This window comes from Listeria floridensis FSL S10-1187, assembly GCF_000525875.1.
In the GTDB taxonomy this organism is placed as follows: domain Bacteria; phylum Bacillota; class Bacilli; order Lactobacillales; family Listeriaceae; genus Listeria; species Listeria floridensis.
The window spans coordinates 1-17,721 of record NZ_AODF01000024.1 but is presented as its reverse complement, the minus strand read 5'-3'; the positions used below and the strand labels follow the sequence as shown (position 1 = coordinate 17,721).

General features: G+C 38.3%; 15 protein-coding genes, 3 pseudogenes and 1 other annotated feature. Of the genes and pseudogenes, 3 read left to right on the top strand and 15 right to left on the bottom strand.

Annotated features, from left to right (window positions below; genetic code table 11):
• Positions 1-131: 131 nt before the first annotated feature.
• From MFLO_RS09325 to MFLO_RS09310, 4 genes and pseudogenes are all read right to left on the bottom strand, one after another.
• A pseudogene (locus MFLO_RS09325) lies at positions 132-1,263 on the bottom strand (low temperature requirement protein A); the annotation flags it as partial.
• Positions 1,263-1,541 carry a GNAT family N-acetyltransferase gene (locus MFLO_RS09320; protein WP_036097747.1) on the bottom strand — a complete coding sequence of 93 codons (279 nt, stop codon included), beginning with the start codon at positions 1,539-1,541 and terminating at the stop codon, positions 1,263-1,265. The gene MFLO_RS09320 and the pseudogene MFLO_RS09325, both read right to left, overlap by 1 nt.
• Positions 1,541-1,789: a (4Fe-4S)-binding protein gene (locus tag MFLO_RS09315; RefSeq protein WP_036097681.1), complete on the bottom strand. Its 249-nt coding sequence runs from the start codon at positions 1,787-1,789 to the stop codon at positions 1,541-1,543. The genes MFLO_RS09320 and MFLO_RS09315 overlap by 1 nt, the downstream gene beginning before the upstream one ends.
• 15 nt (positions 1,790-1,804) lie before the next feature.
• Entirely contained in the window at positions 1,805-2,431 is a 627-nt protein-coding gene (locus tag MFLO_RS09310) for an MBL fold metallo-hydrolase (RefSeq protein WP_036097680.1), read from the bottom strand.
• Between the two features lie 142 nt (positions 2,432-2,573).
• Here MFLO_RS09310 and gloA point away from each other — a divergent pair, with 142 nt between their 5' ends.
• Positions 2,574-2,963: a lactoylglutathione lyase gene (gloA, locus tag MFLO_RS09305; protein ID WP_241433609.1), complete on the top strand. Its 390-nt coding sequence runs from the start codon at positions 2,574-2,576 to the stop codon at positions 2,961-2,963.
• Positions 2,964-2,994: 31 nt separating this feature from the next.
• Here gloA and MFLO_RS09300 read toward each other — a convergent pair whose 3' ends face one another.
• On the bottom strand, positions 2,995-4,026 hold the full coding sequence (locus MFLO_RS09300; RefSeq protein WP_036097677.1) for a nucleoid-associated protein: 1,032 nt from the start codon (positions 4,024-4,026) through the stop codon (positions 2,995-2,997).
• A gap of 70 nt (positions 4,027-4,096) precedes the next feature.
• On the opposite strand from MFLO_RS09300, the gene MFLO_RS09295 reads away from it, so the two are divergent.
• Positions 4,097-4,396 (top strand): MGMT family protein, encoded by a 300-nt coding sequence (locus MFLO_RS09295; protein WP_036097675.1) that lies wholly within the window; start codon positions 4,097-4,099, stop codon positions 4,394-4,396.
• A 9-nt stretch (positions 4,397-4,405) separates the two neighbouring features.
• Here the strand turns inward: MFLO_RS09295 and MFLO_RS09290 are convergent, their stop codons facing one another.
• From MFLO_RS09290 to MFLO_RS09245, 10 genes and pseudogenes are all read right to left on the bottom strand, one after another.
• Complete coding sequence (locus tag MFLO_RS09290) at positions 4,406-5,209, bottom strand: Cof-type HAD-IIB family hydrolase (RefSeq protein WP_036097674.1); 804 nt, start codon at positions 5,207-5,209, stop codon at positions 4,406-4,408.
• A 597-nt stretch (positions 5,210-5,806) separates the two neighbouring features.
• Positions 5,807-7,618, bottom strand: a complete 1,812-nt coding sequence (gene pepF, locus MFLO_RS09285) for an oligoendopeptidase F (RefSeq protein WP_036097672.1) — start codon at positions 7,616-7,618, stop codon at positions 5,807-5,809.
• A gap of 70 nt (positions 7,619-7,688) precedes the next feature.
• Positions 7,689-8,711: pseudogene (locus MFLO_RS09280) on the bottom strand (competence protein CoiA family protein); the annotation flags it as partial.
• 213 nt (positions 8,712-8,924) lie between these two features.
• Positions 8,925-9,584, bottom strand: a complete 660-nt coding sequence (mecA, locus tag MFLO_RS09275) for an adaptor protein MecA (RefSeq protein WP_036097744.1) — start codon at positions 9,582-9,584, stop codon at positions 8,925-8,927.
• Between the two features lie 201 nt (positions 9,585-9,785).
• Complete coding sequence (gene spxA, locus MFLO_RS09270) at positions 9,786-10,181, bottom strand: transcriptional regulator SpxA (RefSeq protein ID WP_036071091.1); 396 nt, start codon at positions 10,179-10,181, stop codon at positions 9,786-9,788.
• A gap of 333 nt (positions 10,182-10,514) precedes the next feature.
• Positions 10,515-11,460 (bottom strand): annotated as a pseudogene (locus tag MFLO_RS09265) (ABC transporter ATP-binding protein).
• A gap of 12 nt (positions 11,461-11,472) precedes the next feature.
• Entirely contained in the window at positions 11,473-12,552 is a 1,080-nt protein-coding gene (locus MFLO_RS09260; protein WP_036097671.1) for an ABC transporter ATP-binding protein, read from the bottom strand.
• 17 nt (positions 12,553-12,569) lie between these two features.
• On the bottom strand, positions 12,570-13,601 hold the full coding sequence (gene opp3C, locus MFLO_RS09255; protein WP_036097670.1) for an oligopeptide ABC transporter permease: 1,032 nt from the start codon (positions 13,599-13,601) through the stop codon (positions 12,570-12,572).
• Positions 13,601-14,530, bottom strand: a complete 930-nt coding sequence (opp3b, locus tag MFLO_RS09250; protein ID WP_036097669.1) for an oligopeptide ABC transporter permease — start codon at positions 14,528-14,530, stop codon at positions 13,601-13,603. Before opp3b ends, opp3C begins: the two co-directional genes overlap by 1 nt.
• A 258-nt stretch (positions 14,531-14,788) precedes the next feature.
• A complete protein-coding gene (locus MFLO_RS09245; protein ID WP_036097667.1) occupies positions 14,789-16,468 on the bottom strand; it encodes a peptide ABC transporter substrate-binding protein in 1,680 nt (559 codons plus the stop codon).
• Positions 16,469-17,091: 623 nt separating this feature from the next.
• Between MFLO_RS09245 and MFLO_RS09240 the strand changes: the two genes are divergently transcribed.
• Complete coding sequence (locus tag MFLO_RS09240) at positions 17,092-17,445, top strand: DUF3899 domain-containing protein (protein ID WP_036097666.1); 354 nt, start codon at positions 17,092-17,094, stop codon at positions 17,443-17,445.
• A 40-nt stretch (positions 17,446-17,485) separates the two neighbouring features.
• Positions 17,486-17,707, top strand: a binding site (T-box leader).
• The last annotated feature ends 14 nt before the right edge of the window (positions 17,708-17,721 follow it).

The following is a 17,721-nucleotide window of genomic DNA, read 5'->3' as shown; positions in this document are numbered from 1 at the left end:
TCTTTCTGTTTTGAACTACCTATATTTTGCACCTAGGAAACATTTTTGTCAAGGGGAAAATTCGGAAGCTGACGTAATCTTTCTGGTACTTCGTAAAAAAAAGCTGAACCCCTGCGGGTTTCAGCTTTTTTACGAATGGTTCGACTGGATTGAAACTGGATAACCAAATCAAATACAGCACAGATTAAAATGGAGATGAAACTTGTGATCAGCGGAAGCGCTGTAAATTGATTAATCAAATAGAATACTGCGAGTGCCAAAAGCAAAATAATTTCTTTCCATAAATAAAATTCTACTTCGGCTTTTTTATGCAAGCCGAAAACGATTTGCTTGGATACAAAAAAGAGCGCTACAGAGCCGTACATCAGCAGTAAGAGCAAACTTTTATTGAGGTGCCCTAAAAATAATAGATGGATATTGGCTGCAAGCATCATGATGGCGACAATAATGAAGTAATGACCATAAAGTAAGATTTGGCCGTTTGTTTTTTTTATTTTGATCCACTATGTGCTCAAAACTGTGGAAATAGGATGCCCATAAAACAGCAATAATCGTGAAACTTAAAAAAACATACGACAATGTATAAGGTTCTTTCGTATGTCCAACCAAGATGTTTGTAATCGCAACGATAGTTTCACCGAATGTGATGATTACAAATAAGCCAAAGCGTTCAGCCAGATGCGGAAAGTGCACTGGAACTTGTTTAAGTCGTTTGCTGTTTGTAAGCGGAAGTAGGATATCGAGAAAAATACCAATATACATAATGATAAATCGCAAGTCACCTTCAAAGAAAATCGAGCTAAGCGAAATTAAAATACCGATCAGAAATTCGCTTCCAAGCAAATTCGCAACATATTTAAATTTCCCAGCGTGTCGCCTACCAACAATAAAATATTGAATGACGGTAATAAGACGAATACCGGCGTAGCCGATAATGAACGTGTAGAACGTGTCAGAAAACTCAAGGTCAAAGCTTGCGGTCATCAAAATTAAAAAGAACATTTGGCTCAGCATGAAAAATTCCGGCCGATTCATTTTTTCACCAAAACGATTGTAAAACATGGTTTGCCCAATCCATGCCCAAAACATCGGTGTAACCATCAAGAGATATTCGCCGAAATAAAGTAGCGTATGATCCGGGTGATGGTCGATCGAGACGAATAAATGTGTCGTCGAAGAAACAGCCGTAACGAATATTAAATCAAAAAAGAGCTCAAGCCACGAGACTTTTCGCTCTTCAAAGATCGCTACTTTCTTAGCCATTAGCGCTTAAATTCAACTTCCTGATATTCAGTTTTCTTTTGGAATTCGGATTTTGCAAATGGGCAAAGCGGCAAGATTTTCTTATTTTCCTTCCGTGCTTTTTCTACCGCATGTTTCACGAGTTCTTGGGCAATCCCTTGACCGCGCGCTTCGTCGATTACGCCCGTATGGTCAATGATAAACATTCCGTCCCCTGCATTTGAAAAAGTAACTTCCCCGACTTCTTTTCCGGTCTCATCTACTGCAAAAATTCGATTTTCGCCATTCTTATATTCGATCACTTGCTAACCCCTTCTTTCTCAATATAATGCAACGCTCCGCTTGGACATGTATCAATCACACGTTTCACTTCATCTTTAGATGCATTATCTGGAAGAATCCAAGGTTTTCGCTCCAAATTAAAAATTTCACCGTTTCCTCTTACGCAATTTCCAGAGTGCTGGCAAACATGCGTATTAAAATAGACATCAATTTCCTCGCCTGTATATTTGCGATATCCTTTTTCAAGCAATTCTTCTTCCGTCATATAAACTCCTCCATTCTAATTAAAATACGGGTTGGTGTCTTTCTCGTGTTTAATCGTAGTAGCTTCGCGATGTCCCGGATAAACTACTGTATCATCAGGAAGCGTGAAAAGCTCCCGCGTAATACTTTCGATCAGCATATCATAATCGCCTGTGTAAAGGTCCGTTCTACCGATACTTCCTTTAAACAAAGCATCTCCGACAATCGCAAAATCATCAAAAATAAAGCTGACACTTCCGATAGAGTGCCCTGGCGTTGCAACGACTTTAAAGCGAATGCCGTTCAGTTCATAAGTTTTTAGTTCAAGCAGAAAGTCAGCAGGTCTAGCGGTAATAGGCGGAAATCCGTGTTGTTTCAACATTACAGAGCCGTTATGTTCTGGATTGCCAAGCCACTCATTTTCTTCTGGACTAACATAAACAGGAATCTGGTATTTATCACGGATCGCATCAAGCGCGCCGATATGGTCGTAGTGCGTATGTGTCAGTAAAATTGCAACAGGTTTAGCTCCGGTTTGTGCGATCATCGCTTCAATTCGCTCTGGTTCGCTTCCAGGGTCAATCACAAAAAGCGATTTTCCATCATGAACCACGTACGTATTTTCTTCAACCGGCCCAGTCACAATGTGTTCAACTTTTAGCATAATTTTTCACACCTTTTCGAAATTCTACTCAAATTATAACAACGAATTCACGGAAAGGGAAATAATCGTTCTTGATATTTGTTTTTCTATTTTTTCTATACTAGAATAAAAGAGGAAAGACTAAGATCTTAGAGGAGGAATTGTGATGACAAATATGCTACACACATGTATTCGTGTTCAAAATCTCGATCAATCACTTTCATTTTACGAAAATGCGTTTGGTTTAAAAGAAGTCCGACGCAAAGATTATCCTGAATATGAATTCACACTAGTATATATGGCATTTGAAGAAGGCGGTTTCGAACTTGAACTGACTTACAACTATGATAAAAAAGAACCTTACAACCTTGGTGACGGCTACGGACACCTTGCTGTTGGCGTTGACGATTTAAAAGCGTCTCATGCTGACCATGTTAAACAAGGCTACACGGTAACAGACTTAAAAGGTTTGCCTGGAAGCGAACCCAACTATTATTTCATCACCGACCCAGACGGCTACAAAACCGAAGTCATCCAAAATCATACTTTATAAAAAAAAGCGGCTCGCTACGGGCCGCTTTTTTCTATTCATCATAATACACAATCATAAAATTCCTGCCGCGATCATTATCAAAGCCCTGTACAAAATCATTTTCATCAAGATTTTCCAAATCTTTAACAGTAAGTGTAATATTTTTCCCGAGCTTCAACGTTTTGCGTACCTTCTTACTCAGCTTTTCAGCCTGTTCTTCATCAAGCTCAAACTCCTCTGGAAAGCGGATATTATGTTCTTGCTCATAATTTTCAACTACCGTTTTAAATTCAGCTTGCTGCCTTGGATCAGCCAATGTTTTCTCCGCAAAAGTATCAATACTTAGATTTTCTTCCTCTTGCAGATACTCGCTTGTCGCCTTTACAAAATGCGATTTTTCCATTAGCGATTCTTCTTTTTGCTTAATATAATCTGTACAAATATTTACAAAGTTTTCCGTTAAAAAGCTATCATCCGCAATTTTTTCAACACCAAGAAAGCGATCTTTCCAGTAAATCGAATCATTTTTCGATAGACGACTTAACACAAGAACCTTTCCGCCAGTTTCAGCCGAAGTATTCAAAATAATACAGCCTTTGTCAAGATCCGTTCCTGTAATTCCTTTATCATAGCTAACTGCGAATTTTTGCCCATCAAAATTGTTTTTCACATAAATTTCTTTATTTTCTACTTTAAAAATCCCAAGCGCGTTACACATTTCACCATCTGCTACAATACCTTCAATTTCAAAAATCCATAAATCGCCGCTTTTAATATTAGGATGTGTCGATTCACTGTAAAGGTGCTTCAAAATACTTTCCGAATCCGCCAAAAAATGCGTATCATCTGCAAAAATATTTTGACTGTAAGTAAACACTTCATTCAAATTCAAATCCGATTCATGAACAAACTGAAAAAATTCTTCTTTTGTAAAACTATCGAGAAAAATCGAAAGGAGTGTTTGACTCAGCTCCTCCGAAAACTCCGTCAACACATTTTGTGAAACTTCGTAGCCCTCTTCCTGCGCCTTGTTTCCAACAAAATGTACCGCTAACTGTTTCAATTTAGCATAAGTAAGTTCCACTAACGCCGCACCTCATTTTTTCAAAAATACTTTTGATTTTGCTATACTTAAATTAAAAAGGAGACAAACCATGGCAAATCCAGAATTCATTCAAGCCGTCTACCAAACCATCGCCAAAATTCCGCTTGGCAAAGTGACCACTTACGGTCAAATCGCTTATATGATTGGCCATCCCAAAAATGCACGGCTCGTCGGAAACGTCTTGAAGCACGTCGACCGCTCCCTTTCCATGCCTTGCCATCGCGTCGTAAATGCAAGCGGTCGCACCGTCCCCGGCTGGCATGAACAAATCGAGCTTCTCAAAAAAGAACACGTTCCCTTCAAAGAAAACGGCTGCGTTGATTTAAAACGATCTTTCTGGCAAGGTTAGAATTCATATTTAGATCTTGCTTACTACAAACGTTTTTTCCAGTTCATTCAATACACCCGCATCATTGTTCGATAACGCGGTATATTTCGCAGCCTTTTTCACTTTTTCTGGCGCGTTAGCCATTGCAAAACTTGCACCAGCAAGCTCAAGCATTTCGATATCATTCCCACCGTCGCCAAAAGCCATTACATTTTCTTTTGCGAGTCCAAGATAATCAATCAAAAATTGCAAAGCATTCCCTTTATGCAAGCCTGGTTGAATCAAATCAATACTGCCATGCCCGCTACTGACAGGAATCGCAATCTCGCTTATTTCGCCGTGTAGCTCAAGTAAAAGACGTTCCGTTTCTTCTTCTGGACAAGCGAGCGCAAATTTCAAAATTTCATCATCAATTTCGCTATAATCCGCTACTTTCTCAAGCACAGGACAATAAAACCGAATACTTTCAATAAATTGGTCGGAAACCGAATCAAGAACATAAGCACCTTTCTTGCCGCAAAGTACCGCTTGAAATTCTGTCCGTTCTTCTAAAACCTTTGCAACCCTTGCAACGTCCGAGCGCTTAAACGTACCCGAAAAAATCTCCTTGCCATTCCTTGTAATCAATGCACCATTATCCGAGACAAATGTAATCCGAGATTTAATCTCCTCAAAAAACTGTACCAGCTGAACATACTGATTACCACTTGCAACCACAAACTCAGCATCCCGGTACTGCATGACTTCAAAAATCCGCTTAAAACGCTCATCATCATATTTCTTACTATCATCTAAAAATGTGCCATCCATATCTACTGCAACTAATTTAATCATCCACTAACCTCTCAACTTCCACTGAACAGCAAACAGCTATCCAATTTATATTTACTCTTCCATTTTAGCATAAAGTGTAGCCTTCTTCCGCCCAAGTCGCTATCCCACACTAAGCCCTTAAATAACAACCCATAAAAAGCACCACGAACAGATGCTCTTCCATCACACACTTTCTAATCCAAAATAACGAAAAAAGCTGTACCACAACGGGTACAGCTTCTTTCAGCGCAATCAAAAGGAGAAATTCACACAATCAAATAAAGGGGGTATTTGTTTGTGATTTATTTCACGGTAATAATATACCATATTCTAAAACATAATTCAATACTTCACAAACTAATTTTATGAAGGTTTTTCCTTGCTACAGCTTCATTTTTCACACTCTTTCATAGCAAAGAATTTCAACTGTTCTTAGAATCACAAACTTTGAAACAAACACCCTTGCTAAATCCTTGCCGCATCTCTGTACAGAAGAGTAGTTGAAAATAGTACAGAATCTCAAAACACAAAAAAAAGAAGAAAGCACAAGTGAATAAATCGGCTTTCTTCTTCAAATTTTTTTTTATTTTTTTTTTACAAATTTACAATTTCACAATCTTACTTTTCCAATTCTTCGAGCTCTGCCAAGCGCGTTTCAAAAACTTCCAGCGCATCTTCAACCACTTTCGGACTTGTCATATCTACACCAGCACGCTTTAGAACCTCGATTGGGAAATCAGATCTTCCGGCCTTCAAATAATCTAAGTACGGTTTCACAGCTGATTCACCTTCCGTCAATATCTTTGCACTAAGCGCAGAAGCTGCGGAAAAACCTGTTGCATATTGATAAACATAGTAATTCATATAAAAATGAGGAATTCTCGACCATTCATAGCCAATTTCAGCATCATATTCTACTGCTTTACCATAGTAATCTTGGTTAATTCTAAAGTACTGTTCCGTAAAAAATTCTGCTGTGAGTGCTTCTCCATTTTGATCTGCTTGATGAATCAAATGCTCAAACTGCGCAAACTGCGTTTGACGGAAAACAGTCCCCTTAAAGCCATCCAAGTAGTGGTTAAGCAAATAAGAGCGCAACTTTGGATCATCATATTTCTTGAGCAAATAATCCGTCAGCAAATTTTCGTTTGTTGTTGAAGCAACCTCAGCTAGAAAGATCGAATAATCTCCGTAAACATATGGCTGGTTTGTCCTTGTATAATAGCTGTGTACGCTATGTCCAAGCTCATGTGCTAGCGTAAAGACATTATCAATATTATCCTGCCAATTCAACAAAATATACGGATTTGTGCTGTAAGCTCCTGACGAATAGGCTCCGCTTCTCTTCCCTTGGTTCTCGACAACATCAATCCAGCGTTCATTAAAAGCCTTCTTAAGAATCGCTTGATACTCTTCGCCAAGTGGCTTCAACCCTTCAAGCACAAGTTCCTTCGCTTCATCGAACGTAAATTCCAAATGGACTTCACTAGAAAGAGGTGTGTACAAGTCATACATCCGCAAGTCTTCAAGACCAAGAATTTTCTTCCGCAAGCCCACATAACGATGCAACAGCGGCAAATGCTTATTCACCGTTTCAATCAGCGAGTCATAAACCGTTTCAGGAATATGGTTATTGGAAAGAGCCGCTTCACGAGCTGACTTATAGCCTCTTACTGTAGCGTAAAAATTTGATTTCTTCACTTGCCCGCTAAGCGTTTGCGCAAGGGTATTCTTAAGTCCTCCATAAACTGAGTACATCCCTTTAAAAGCGGCTTCACGCACCTTGCGATCACTGCTTTCCATTAATTTGCCATAACGTCCGTGCGTAATTTCAATCTCATTTCCAGCCTCATCTTGAATCGTTGGAAATTTCAAATCGGCATTGTTTAGTGTATTAAAGGTTCGCGATGAACTACCGAGTACTTCTCCCGCACTGGCAAGAATGGCTTCTTCCTTCTCAGACAGCACATAAGGTCGACTTAAATTCAACGCTTCAATTTCATGCTTATATAAGCCAAGCCCTGGATGATCATTTAAGAAACCATCAAGACGAGCTTCATCAATTTCCAAAATTTCCGGATCAAAATAAGACATCTTCGCAGCAACTTGCGTAATCAAGCTCCCTGCTCGGCTGTTCATTCCTTGATAAAGTGCATTAGTCGTATCCTGATCAAGCTTCAAATGCGCATATACATACAAGTTCTCAAGACGGTCAAACAAACTATCCCGAAATTTCAAAGCTTCGAGAAGAGCATCTGCACTTTTCCCAAGCGTTCCTTTATACTCTTCGCTTTTACCACTCAAGTTTTGAACTTCTTTAAACTCCGCTTCGAACGCTTCATCCGATTCGAAAATAGTTGTCAAATCCCATGTTAATTCTTCCGGGACTTCATTTCTAGCAGGTAATGCTTTTACTTTATTGTCTGCCATCTTAAAACCTCCCCAAATAAGTCTACCTTTTCATTATGAGCTAAAAAATATAAAAATGCAAAAATCATAATTAAGACAAAATTCGAGGATTTCCGTGCCATTTCATTTTCTGCTTCATCCGAAAGCGTCCTTCCGCAAATTCAACCAATATATCACTTTCCTCAAGATAAAGTAAATAGTCTCGTAGCAGTTCCAAATGCTCATCCGAATCAAGTACAATCGTTTTCATTACCCTTACTGACTTGCTGAAACGCTCGGATATGCTTTCAAAACCGAAGATATCCCCCGGTTCCAAGCGATCAAAGAAATCAAGCCACAATCCAAATTGCCATTCAACTGGAGGAGTATGAACCAAAAACTGTTTATCAAGCTGTACGCCAACTTGATCAGGCAAATTCTGGAGCGCAAAACCTGATTGGTATAAGTGATTCATAAATTTACTATGCTGCTTAAATTTCGCATAATAGTAACAAAGTCGTGCCCTGTCACACCTAACATTTCTTTCGCGACTCGAAGAATAAGCACGCGCCTTGGACATTTTCAGCTCCATATCACGAACCGAAAGATGCAAACCCAGCACAAGCTTTTGACCATAAAAATGCTTGCCTCCTGCATGAATTAAATGATGAATACATTCAAACTGCTTTTTTTCTGGTGAGAAAAATAAAAGGTAGTAGCCTAACAAACTTGTTTTCCTAACGAAACCAAGCTGAAATTTAGAAATTGAATAGCCAAGCTTACTTTCCGAAACACGCTGACCAAGTAGCCAAATCGTATTGAGAGGTAGCTCCGAGTAATCATAATTACGCTCAATCAGCTGCTCAATTGGAACTGTTGAACATTGAAATTCTATCACCATCTGCCCATCAACCAGTATATCTGCTTGTCGCTTAATCAACTTTAAAAAACTTTCCAGTTCGACTTCATGACCTTGATATGCTAGCCATTTTGCCAGGGTTTGCTTACCAAGCAAGTGTTTCTCTGATTCTCCTTCCGATGCAAAGCGACATTTCGTTCCACGTTTATGCGCAAAATGCGGGACTTTGATGTTGCCATTTTTTACAAGAACTTCCTCATTACAGCAAGGACAAAAAAAACAAGAATGGTTGTGCCTTTAGCAAAGTGGCATTGGAGCGAGTTAGCGTAAAGCGCTGTCCAGAAATATTCTTAGCTGTAAACATATTTTCAACATCCTTTATCGTTTACTAACTAAATTCGCCATATTTTATGCAGTTCCTCCTTTAAATACTAAAATCAAAAAAAGATCTGGTTTCTGCAATTTTGCAGGAACCAGATCTTTATTGAATTAATCTTTAAAATATTGTCTTACCTGCATGAGTGCGGGAGTATCAAAGATTAGCTTACCATATTCTTCAAGCATATAGCCGGTTAAATTTGATTCCGTACCATATTCAAGCAAGACGCTTACCGTATTGTCAATGTTTGTTTCGCTGTACTGCGCTTCTGGAAATTCCACATAAAGGAAATATTTGTCTTGGTAGGCATATAGCTTCGTCGTAATATTTGTAAGTCCAGCTGCACTACTCATCAGAATCAAATCTTCAAAGTCTTTGAACTCCAAAATGAATTCGAGTGTATCAGCATCATCTTGTGAATCCTTTTTAGCTGGATTAAAGTTTTCCTCTAACATTTTCTCGATTCTTTCCTCAGCCAGCTCATCTGGGTTTACAGAATTCATATCAAAGTTTCCGTCACCTTTGCCAGACAAACTTGCTTTCGTTACGAATACTTCCAAGCCATGTTTCAATGCTTGAACTTGTATCCAGAGCGGACCTTCTGGAGAGAACTCTTCTTCATATTTCAGCTCATCCATCATTTCCCAAAAAAGTTCTTCACTTTTTTCACGATCATACCAAACATCTTCCTGATTAAAACCGCGCTCTTCGAGATCCAGATAAGAGATGTAAAATTTAATTGTATCTTCATTAATTCGTTCAATTTCCATCGTCACACTCTCCCTTCCTAATTAGTCATTGACAATGAAGGGTAAACTCTATATTTATATTTTATCTTATAATGAAATATTATACCACCTTTTCTTCTTGTGGTTTATCATCTTAACGCAAATTTAACAAATGTGCAAGTAAAGTATACTAAAGGCAAAAAAAAGCTGCTGAAACCTCAAACGGATTTCAACAGCCTGCCATTAATTAACCATTTTTTGTGCTTCGCGCAACTGATAGGTTCTCACCTTTCTAGGTAAGAAGCGACGAATTTCATCTTCATTATATCCGACTTGAAGGCGCTTCTCATCAATGATGATCGGCCGACGCAACAATCCGGGATTTTTCTGAATCAACTCAAACAGCTCTTGTAGAGGTAAACTGTCTAAGTCAACGTTGAGTTTTTGAAAAGTTTTTGAACGAGTTGAAATAATTTCGTCGGTTCCATCTTCCGTCATACGTAAGATTTCCTTTATTTCATCCAAACTTAAAGGTTCGGAAAAAATATTTCTTTCTTTGTATGGAATTTCATGGTTCTCAAGCCAAGCACGTGCTTTGCGGCAAGATGTACAACTAGGTGAAGTGTATAACGTTACCATTAGACATTCACACTCCTTAATCGGTTAAATTTTTTGTTTCATTCAAAAAAACGAAATTGCTAATCCTCTCTCTTTGTGAAAAATAGCAATTAAGAACTTACTTCTTTATTATACACTAAAATTGTGAAATTCTATAGGCTATTTTCAAAAAAAAATTTTTTTTCTTATGTAGAAACGGGTTTAGCAAGCCGTTAGAAGTATGTTACCCTTACTCTACAATTTTCAAACTAAAGTCACATGAAAAAAGATTTTTTCAGTTAAATCTTTCATTAGAGTTTGATTAAATATTACTCATAATAAAAAAAGTTCCGCTTACGCGGAACTTTTTTCGATTTATTGAACTTTTCCAGCCAGAAGATTGGCATGTTTTTCCTTGTACATTTCTTCTTCAGCTTGAGAGCAATATACGTAGTGACCAGGTGAGATTTCACGCATTTTCACTTCTTCACCGTCTTTATAATTATGAGCACTTGGATCATACGCTTTACGTACACGCGAGCGTTCATAATTTGGATCTGGAAGAGGAATTGCTGAAAGAAGCGATTCCGTATATGGGTGGAGCGGAGCACGATACAAATCGTCTGCCGGAGCAAGTTCCACTAATTTCCCAAAATACATAACACCAATTCGGTCGCTAATGTATTTAACCATCGACAAGTCATGGGCGATAAATAAATACGTAAGGCCTTTTTCTTTTTGCAAATCTTTCAACAGGTTTACCACTTGAGCTTGAATCGACACATCAAGCGCTGAAATTGGTTCATCGGCAATAATAAATTCGGGTTGAACAGCTAGCGCACGCGCAATCCCGATCCGCTGACGCTGTCCGCCGGAAAATTCGTGCGGATAACGACCCGCATGTTCTTTACTAAGACCAACCGTCTCTAGCAAACTATAAACTTGTTGATCTGACTCTTCTTGAGTTTTGGCTAAACCGTGAATTTTGATTCCCTCTGCAATGATATCACGAACTTTCATACGCGGATTAAGCGACGCATATGGATCTTGAAAAATCATTTGCATTTTACGGCGGAACTCATGCATTTCTTTACGACTTTTTTTTCGCATGAACATTTTTGCCGTTGTATAAAACTTCACCACCTGTTGCATCATATAACCGAATAATCGTCCGGCCGGTCGTAGATTTTCCACAACCTGATTCTCCAACAAGCCCGAGAGTTTCACCTTTATAAATATCAAACGAAATATCGTCTACAGCACGAACTTCATTCACTTTTCCTTTGTTGAAATACTGCTTCAGATTGTGAATTTCGAGCAATTTTTTCTTTTTTCACTCATTGTCTTCAACTCCCTTAGCATGAACAGCCTGCATGCCCGGATGTTCTTTTGCAAATTGCTCTTGGCGTCTGAGTACAGCATCAGGCGGTGTTACTTCCGGCGCATCTGGATGAAGCAACCAAGTGGCAGCGTAATGCGTATCTGAAACCTTGAACATTGGCGGCTGCTCCTCTAAATCAATTTGCATCGCATACTGGTTTCGTGCAGCAAATGCATCACCTTTTGGCGGTTTCAAAAGATCCGGGGGCGTTCCCGGAATAACATACAACTCTTCATCATCAGTATCAAGTGTAGGCATAGAACTAATAAGTCCCCATGTATACGGGTGTTGCGGATTATAGAAGATTTCGTCAACCGTTCCAATCTCCACAATTTTCCCAGCATACATAACCGCTACGCGATCTGCTACATTTGCCACAACTCCAAGGTCATGTGTGATGAAAATAATTGAGGTGTCGATTTTCTTTTGAAGGTCTTTCATCAGGTCAAGAATCTGCGCCTGAATGGTTACGTCAAGCGCTGTAGTAGGCTCATCTGCAATCAAAATTTGTGGGTTGCAGGCTAACGAAATAGCGATTACTACCCGCTGCCTCATTCCCCCAGAAAATTGATGCGGATATTGCTTAATACGTTCTTCCGCTTTCGGAATCCCCACAAGCTGAAGCAAACGAAGTGCAGTTTTATGTGCTTCAGATTTGCTAATTTTTTGGTGTTTAATAAGAGGTTCAGCAATTTGTTTGCCGATTGTCATTGTCGGGTTAAGCGATGTCATCGGATCTTGGAAGATCATCGCAATATCTTTCCCGCGAATTTTTTGCATTTGTTTTTCACTAGCAGTAGCTAAATCTTTTCCTTCAAAAAGGATTTGACCGGATTTGATTTTTGAATTACTTTCTGGAAGAAGCCGCATAACTGCTTTTGTTGTTACCGACTTCCCAGAACCTGATTCCCCCACGATAGCAAGTGTTTCTCCTTTAAAGAGATCAAAGCTCACACCACGAATTGCTTGAACTTCACCGGCATAAGTGTGGAAGGAAATGTGTAGATCTTTTACTTCTAATAGTTTTTCCATTTTTCCTCACCTTTCCTTTAGTCACGCATTTTCGGATCAAACGCATCGCGAAGTCCGTCAGCTACTAAGTTAAATGCTATCATGATAATACAAAGTACTACCGAAGGATAAAGTACCATGTACGGCAAGACTTGAAGCGTCTTGTATCCGTCATTTATCAGCGTCCCAAGTGAAGCCGTTGGCGCCGGAAGTCCGAGTCCGATAAAGCTTAGGAAAGCTTCAAAGAAAATCGCACTTGGAATACTGAACATAACGTTGATGATAATAACCCCAGAAATATTCGGAAGTAAATGTTTTACTAAAATTTTAGGGATAGATTCTCCTAATGTAAGTGAAGCGAGGACAAACTCCTGATCTTTCAGTTTTAACACTTGTCCCCTGACTACCCTGGCCATCGTTATCCAACTGGTCATGGCTATGGCGATAATAATCGACGTAATACCAGGATCTAAAACGAGCAACATCAAGATAACTACAACAAGGTTAGGGATAGCCGAAATAACTTCTAGAATACGCTGCATAATATTATCGGTTCGACCACCGACAAATCCAGAAACGAGTCCGTATGTCACCCCGATTATCAAGTCACATAGAGCCGCAACAACGGCAATAATGAGTGATACACGTGTTCCTGCCCAAATACGAGCAAATTGGTCACGTCCTAATGTATCAGAGCCAAGCCAATAATTGGTTCCTTCTTTAACATTCTTTTGTTTATATACGTCCACTTCCGTACCGCCGATATTTTGCTTCCCATTCCAAAACGGCATATTGTCAAAGCCTGGAACTTTTGGTGGCAAACTGGCATACGGTGTGTTTTGATAGTTTACACTGCGTGCTGGTCCTAAATTGGGAGATAGATACTGTCCAAAAATAGCCATGAGCACAATAACGCCAAGAACGATAATAGAAACAAGAGCAGCTTTATTTTTTCTTACCCGAAGCCAAGAATCTTGGAGGAAAGTAAGGCTAGGGCGCGAAATTTTTTCTGCTTCTGCATCTTTAATATGCGCTGGCTGAAACATTTCTTTTGCAATTTTTTCTGCCATTATTTCTTACCTCCAGACACACGAATTCGAGGATCAATTAATCCATATAATATATCCACTACAAGGATGATAAAGATTAACATAACTGCAAACAGGATAGTTGTACCCATAATTACAGGATAGTCATTTGTTTGAATGGACGAAACGAACTGACTACCGATTCCTGGAATACCATAGATATTTTCAATAACAAGCGAGCCGGTCATTAGTGATACTGATAGTGGCCCTAAGACTGTAATAAGCGGTATTAAAGCATTTCGAATCGCATGCTTAATCGCGATCTCAGTTCGACTGTTACCTTTTGCTTTTGCAAGTAATATATAATCCGATGCAAACACATCAATAAGTTCAGTTCTCATAAATCTGGCGGCTGTAGCGAGTGGGAACATCGCAAGCGCAAAGGCCGGCAAAATTGAATCTGCAAAGGTTCCCCAACCGGCTACTGGTAGCCATTGTAGTTTTGCTCCAATCCAGTATTGCAAGACTGTTGCAAAAACAAATGAAGGAATAGATTTCCCAAGTATTGCTATAAATGTACTGGTGTAGTCAGGCCACCTATTCTGATACATGGCGGCGATTACCCCAAGTAATATCCCAAATAATATTCCAAAGAACATAGCCTCTAGCGCTAGAGTGACGGATGGTCCAATAAGTGCGCCTAAAATTTCTGATACTGGTCGATTATCAAGTTGGAACGATACTCCTAAATCCCCTTTTACAAGACCCGTCATGTAATTAAAATACTGAACAGGTACTGGATCATTCAAGCCATATTTTTCATTCATAATATGAATTTGTTCCTCAGAGAGTTTCTCTTGGTTACGATATGGTGTACCAGGCAAAAGCTTCATTAGGAAGAATGTAACAGAAGCAATGATGAATAATGTAATCAACATGTAGAAAACGCGTTTTAACGTATATTTTGCCATCTTATCTCTACACCTCCCAAATTTTTTATATTTTATTTCATAAGCTAGTATAAATGAAGTTTATTTTATGCACCTGAATTTTTCTTAATACAATGGTTTTCATTTAATTCGCCTTTTTTGTCGTCGGTTTAATGCGTCCTTTAAAGTGTTAAAGTGCATTTTTCACAAAAATTAACCACAATAAAACATCAGCAAAACGAGAGAGTATACCGAAATATACTCTCTCCGTTCAATCAAGTATTTCTTAAAGATATACTTTTATTTAGTCACATATGTGTGTTTATACGTGTAGTCAGGACCAAATGGATTTTTTTGTAAGTCTTTGATGTAGTCTTTTTGCAAGTATGCTGTTGCACGAGAGTAAAGTGGTTGGATAGCTACGTCATCTGTAAGCAAGATTTTCTCAGCTTTAACCATTTCATCCCAACGTTTTTGTGGTTCAGCAGCATAAGTTACCGCTGCATCTTCAAGAATCTTGTCATATGCAGCATTAGAGTAGCTCATTCTGTTTTGCGAACCGCCAGTTTTAAATAGATCTAGGAAAGTCGATGGATCTTGATAGTCAGGACCCCAACCACTCATAGAGAAGTCGTAGTCTTGGTTTTGGTCATTTTGCAAACGAACTTTAAATGGTACGTTTTTAAGCTTCACAGTTAGACCTTCAAGATTTGTTTGAAGTTGGTTTTGGATGAACTCAGAAGATTTTTTCGCATTTTCTGTATCATCACTTGTAAACTCTAGCGAGATTTTATCTACGCCAAGCTCTTTAAGACCTTGTTCCCAAGCTTTTTGAGCTTCTTCTTTGTTATATTCCAAGTGTTTGCCAGATTCTTTCACATAGTCCTCTTTGTTACCAGGATCAAATGTGAAGTTTGGCGGTACTAAGTTATTAGCAGCTTTTGAACCGTTTTGCAGAACTGTGTCTACATAAGATTGTTTGTCAATTGCAAGTGCAATTGCTTTACGGATGTTTTTGTTTGCAAGAGGTGTTTTAGCCCCTTTGCGTTCTTGGTTAAATTTGATGTAGAAAGTAGATGAATCATTTACTACTACATAATCTTTGTTACTCTTGTTTTGTGCCGCATATTCAGCACTTAGGACAGCACGGTCAATTTTGCCCGTGTTGTAAAGATTTAAGCCAGTACCTGGATCTTGAACAACTTGAACATTGATTTGTTTCAATTTCACGTTTTTCTTATCCCAGTAGCTGTCATTCTTCACGTAAGTCCATTTTTTGTTTGTTCCAGTCCAATCTTTAAGTTGGAAAGGCCCGTTGTATAAAATGTTATCACTGTTTTGAGCGTATTTTTCGCCTTTTTCAGTTACAAATTTTTCGTTAAGCGGGAAGAATGTTGGGAAAGCGAATAATGAATTGATGTATGCTGTTGGTTTAGAAAGTGTTACTTCTAAAGTAGTATCATCAACTGCTTTAACTCCTAATTCTTCAGGTTTTTTCTTACCAGCTACGATGTCGCCACCATTTTTGATTGCATCAAAAAGGTACGAATATGTTGCAGCTGTATCAGGGTTGACTGCACGTCTCCAAGAATACACATAATCTTTTGCTGTTACAGGATCGCCGTTAGACCATTTTGCGTCATCACGCAATTTGAAGGTATAAACTGTCTTGTCATCATTAACTTTTGGTTCTTCAGCAGCACCAGCAATTGCAGGCGTGCCTTCTTTATCAAGAGCATAAAGCCCTTCATTTGTTTGGTTAAGTACGTTTAACCCTACTTGGTCATCCGCTTTTGAACTGTCTGCCGACGGAATCAATGCGCTTTCTGCCAAGTTAAGTACTTGCTCCCCAGATGCTTTACCAGAACCAGAACTTTTACTGTCTGAACTCGAAGAATCTTTTCCTCCTCCACATGCTACAAGAACTAAGCTCAGTATTAGTGTCAATCCAAGTGCTAAAAATAATTTAGATTTCTTCACTAAACTATACCTCCCTTTTTTATTTTTTCTGAAAAATTGTTTCACTTAATATTATACTCTAAAATTTAAAGCTTTGTAAATTGATTTAGACAAATAACAGGAAACAGGATGAAAGTTGCAAGTTATTAAAAAATTATCACATTAACCAAAGAGAACGAAGAGTCTGAAAAGAATACGTTCAATTTTATTTGCGATAGTTTGTTAAAAACTCCCCATTGATTAAGTTTTCAGAAAATAAATCCAGTTTAATCAAATAATTTCATTCCTGAATTCGCTATTTAGCTTTCAAATAAACTAAACTTTTTTAGAGACGAACTCAAGTGAATGCATCCTAAAGTAAAATTAGGATTATCTTTATTTATATACTTTTTTTTGGTTCTTGTCCATATAAAAACACTAAAAAAAAAAATTTAATTTTTACAAAATATTCATTGATGACTGATATAAAAGCATTTTCTTATGAAAAAATTATGAAATTATTATGAATAATAAATAGCTTCTCTCATTTATGAGTCTACTTAACATTTTTAAAAGCGAAGCTAGCTAATTCATGTATTTTGAAATTAGAGTTTCACTTCGATTTGTGCTAGAGTTAATATGATTCTATTTATGAGGTGAAAGATGTGTATAAAAGAACTCTGATTTATTTGCTGATTCAAGAAATCATTATTTTTGCCATTCTATTATTCGGGACTGGTATCTCATTACTTCACTATATCAATTTTTCTTTTTATGTAAGCCTAGTTGCCTTTTTAATCGGTTTGATTGTTTATGTAATGCGTACTGGATTTTTAGACCGTGTACATTATGGATTTCGAAAAATGTCGCGTAAAATTAGAGGAGATGAAGAAAACGAGTTTTCGGATATGATGCTTTCTGAACTTGTCGGCATCCCTTACTTGGATATAATTCTAAGCAGTATTATCGTCTTTTTGAGCAGTATAGTTTCGCTCTTTTTTTTATTACGTGTAATTTGACATCCGCTAGTGGGTTTTGATAGACTATTTCTATTATAACTGATGCGTTATTAGGAAGATGAGTAGGTTCAAGTTCTTTTCTAAAGAGAGTCTGCGGTTGGTGGAAGCAGATGAAAAGGCTGAATTGAATGGACTTCTCGAGGACCAGTTGCGAAACATAAAGTAACAGCTGGCGGTATAAGGCCGTTATCCTTTTAAGTGCTTTTTGCTTACAGAGCGGAAGGTAGTAGGGTGGCACCGCGGAAAACCATTCGTCCCTAGCTAAAAATATTTTTA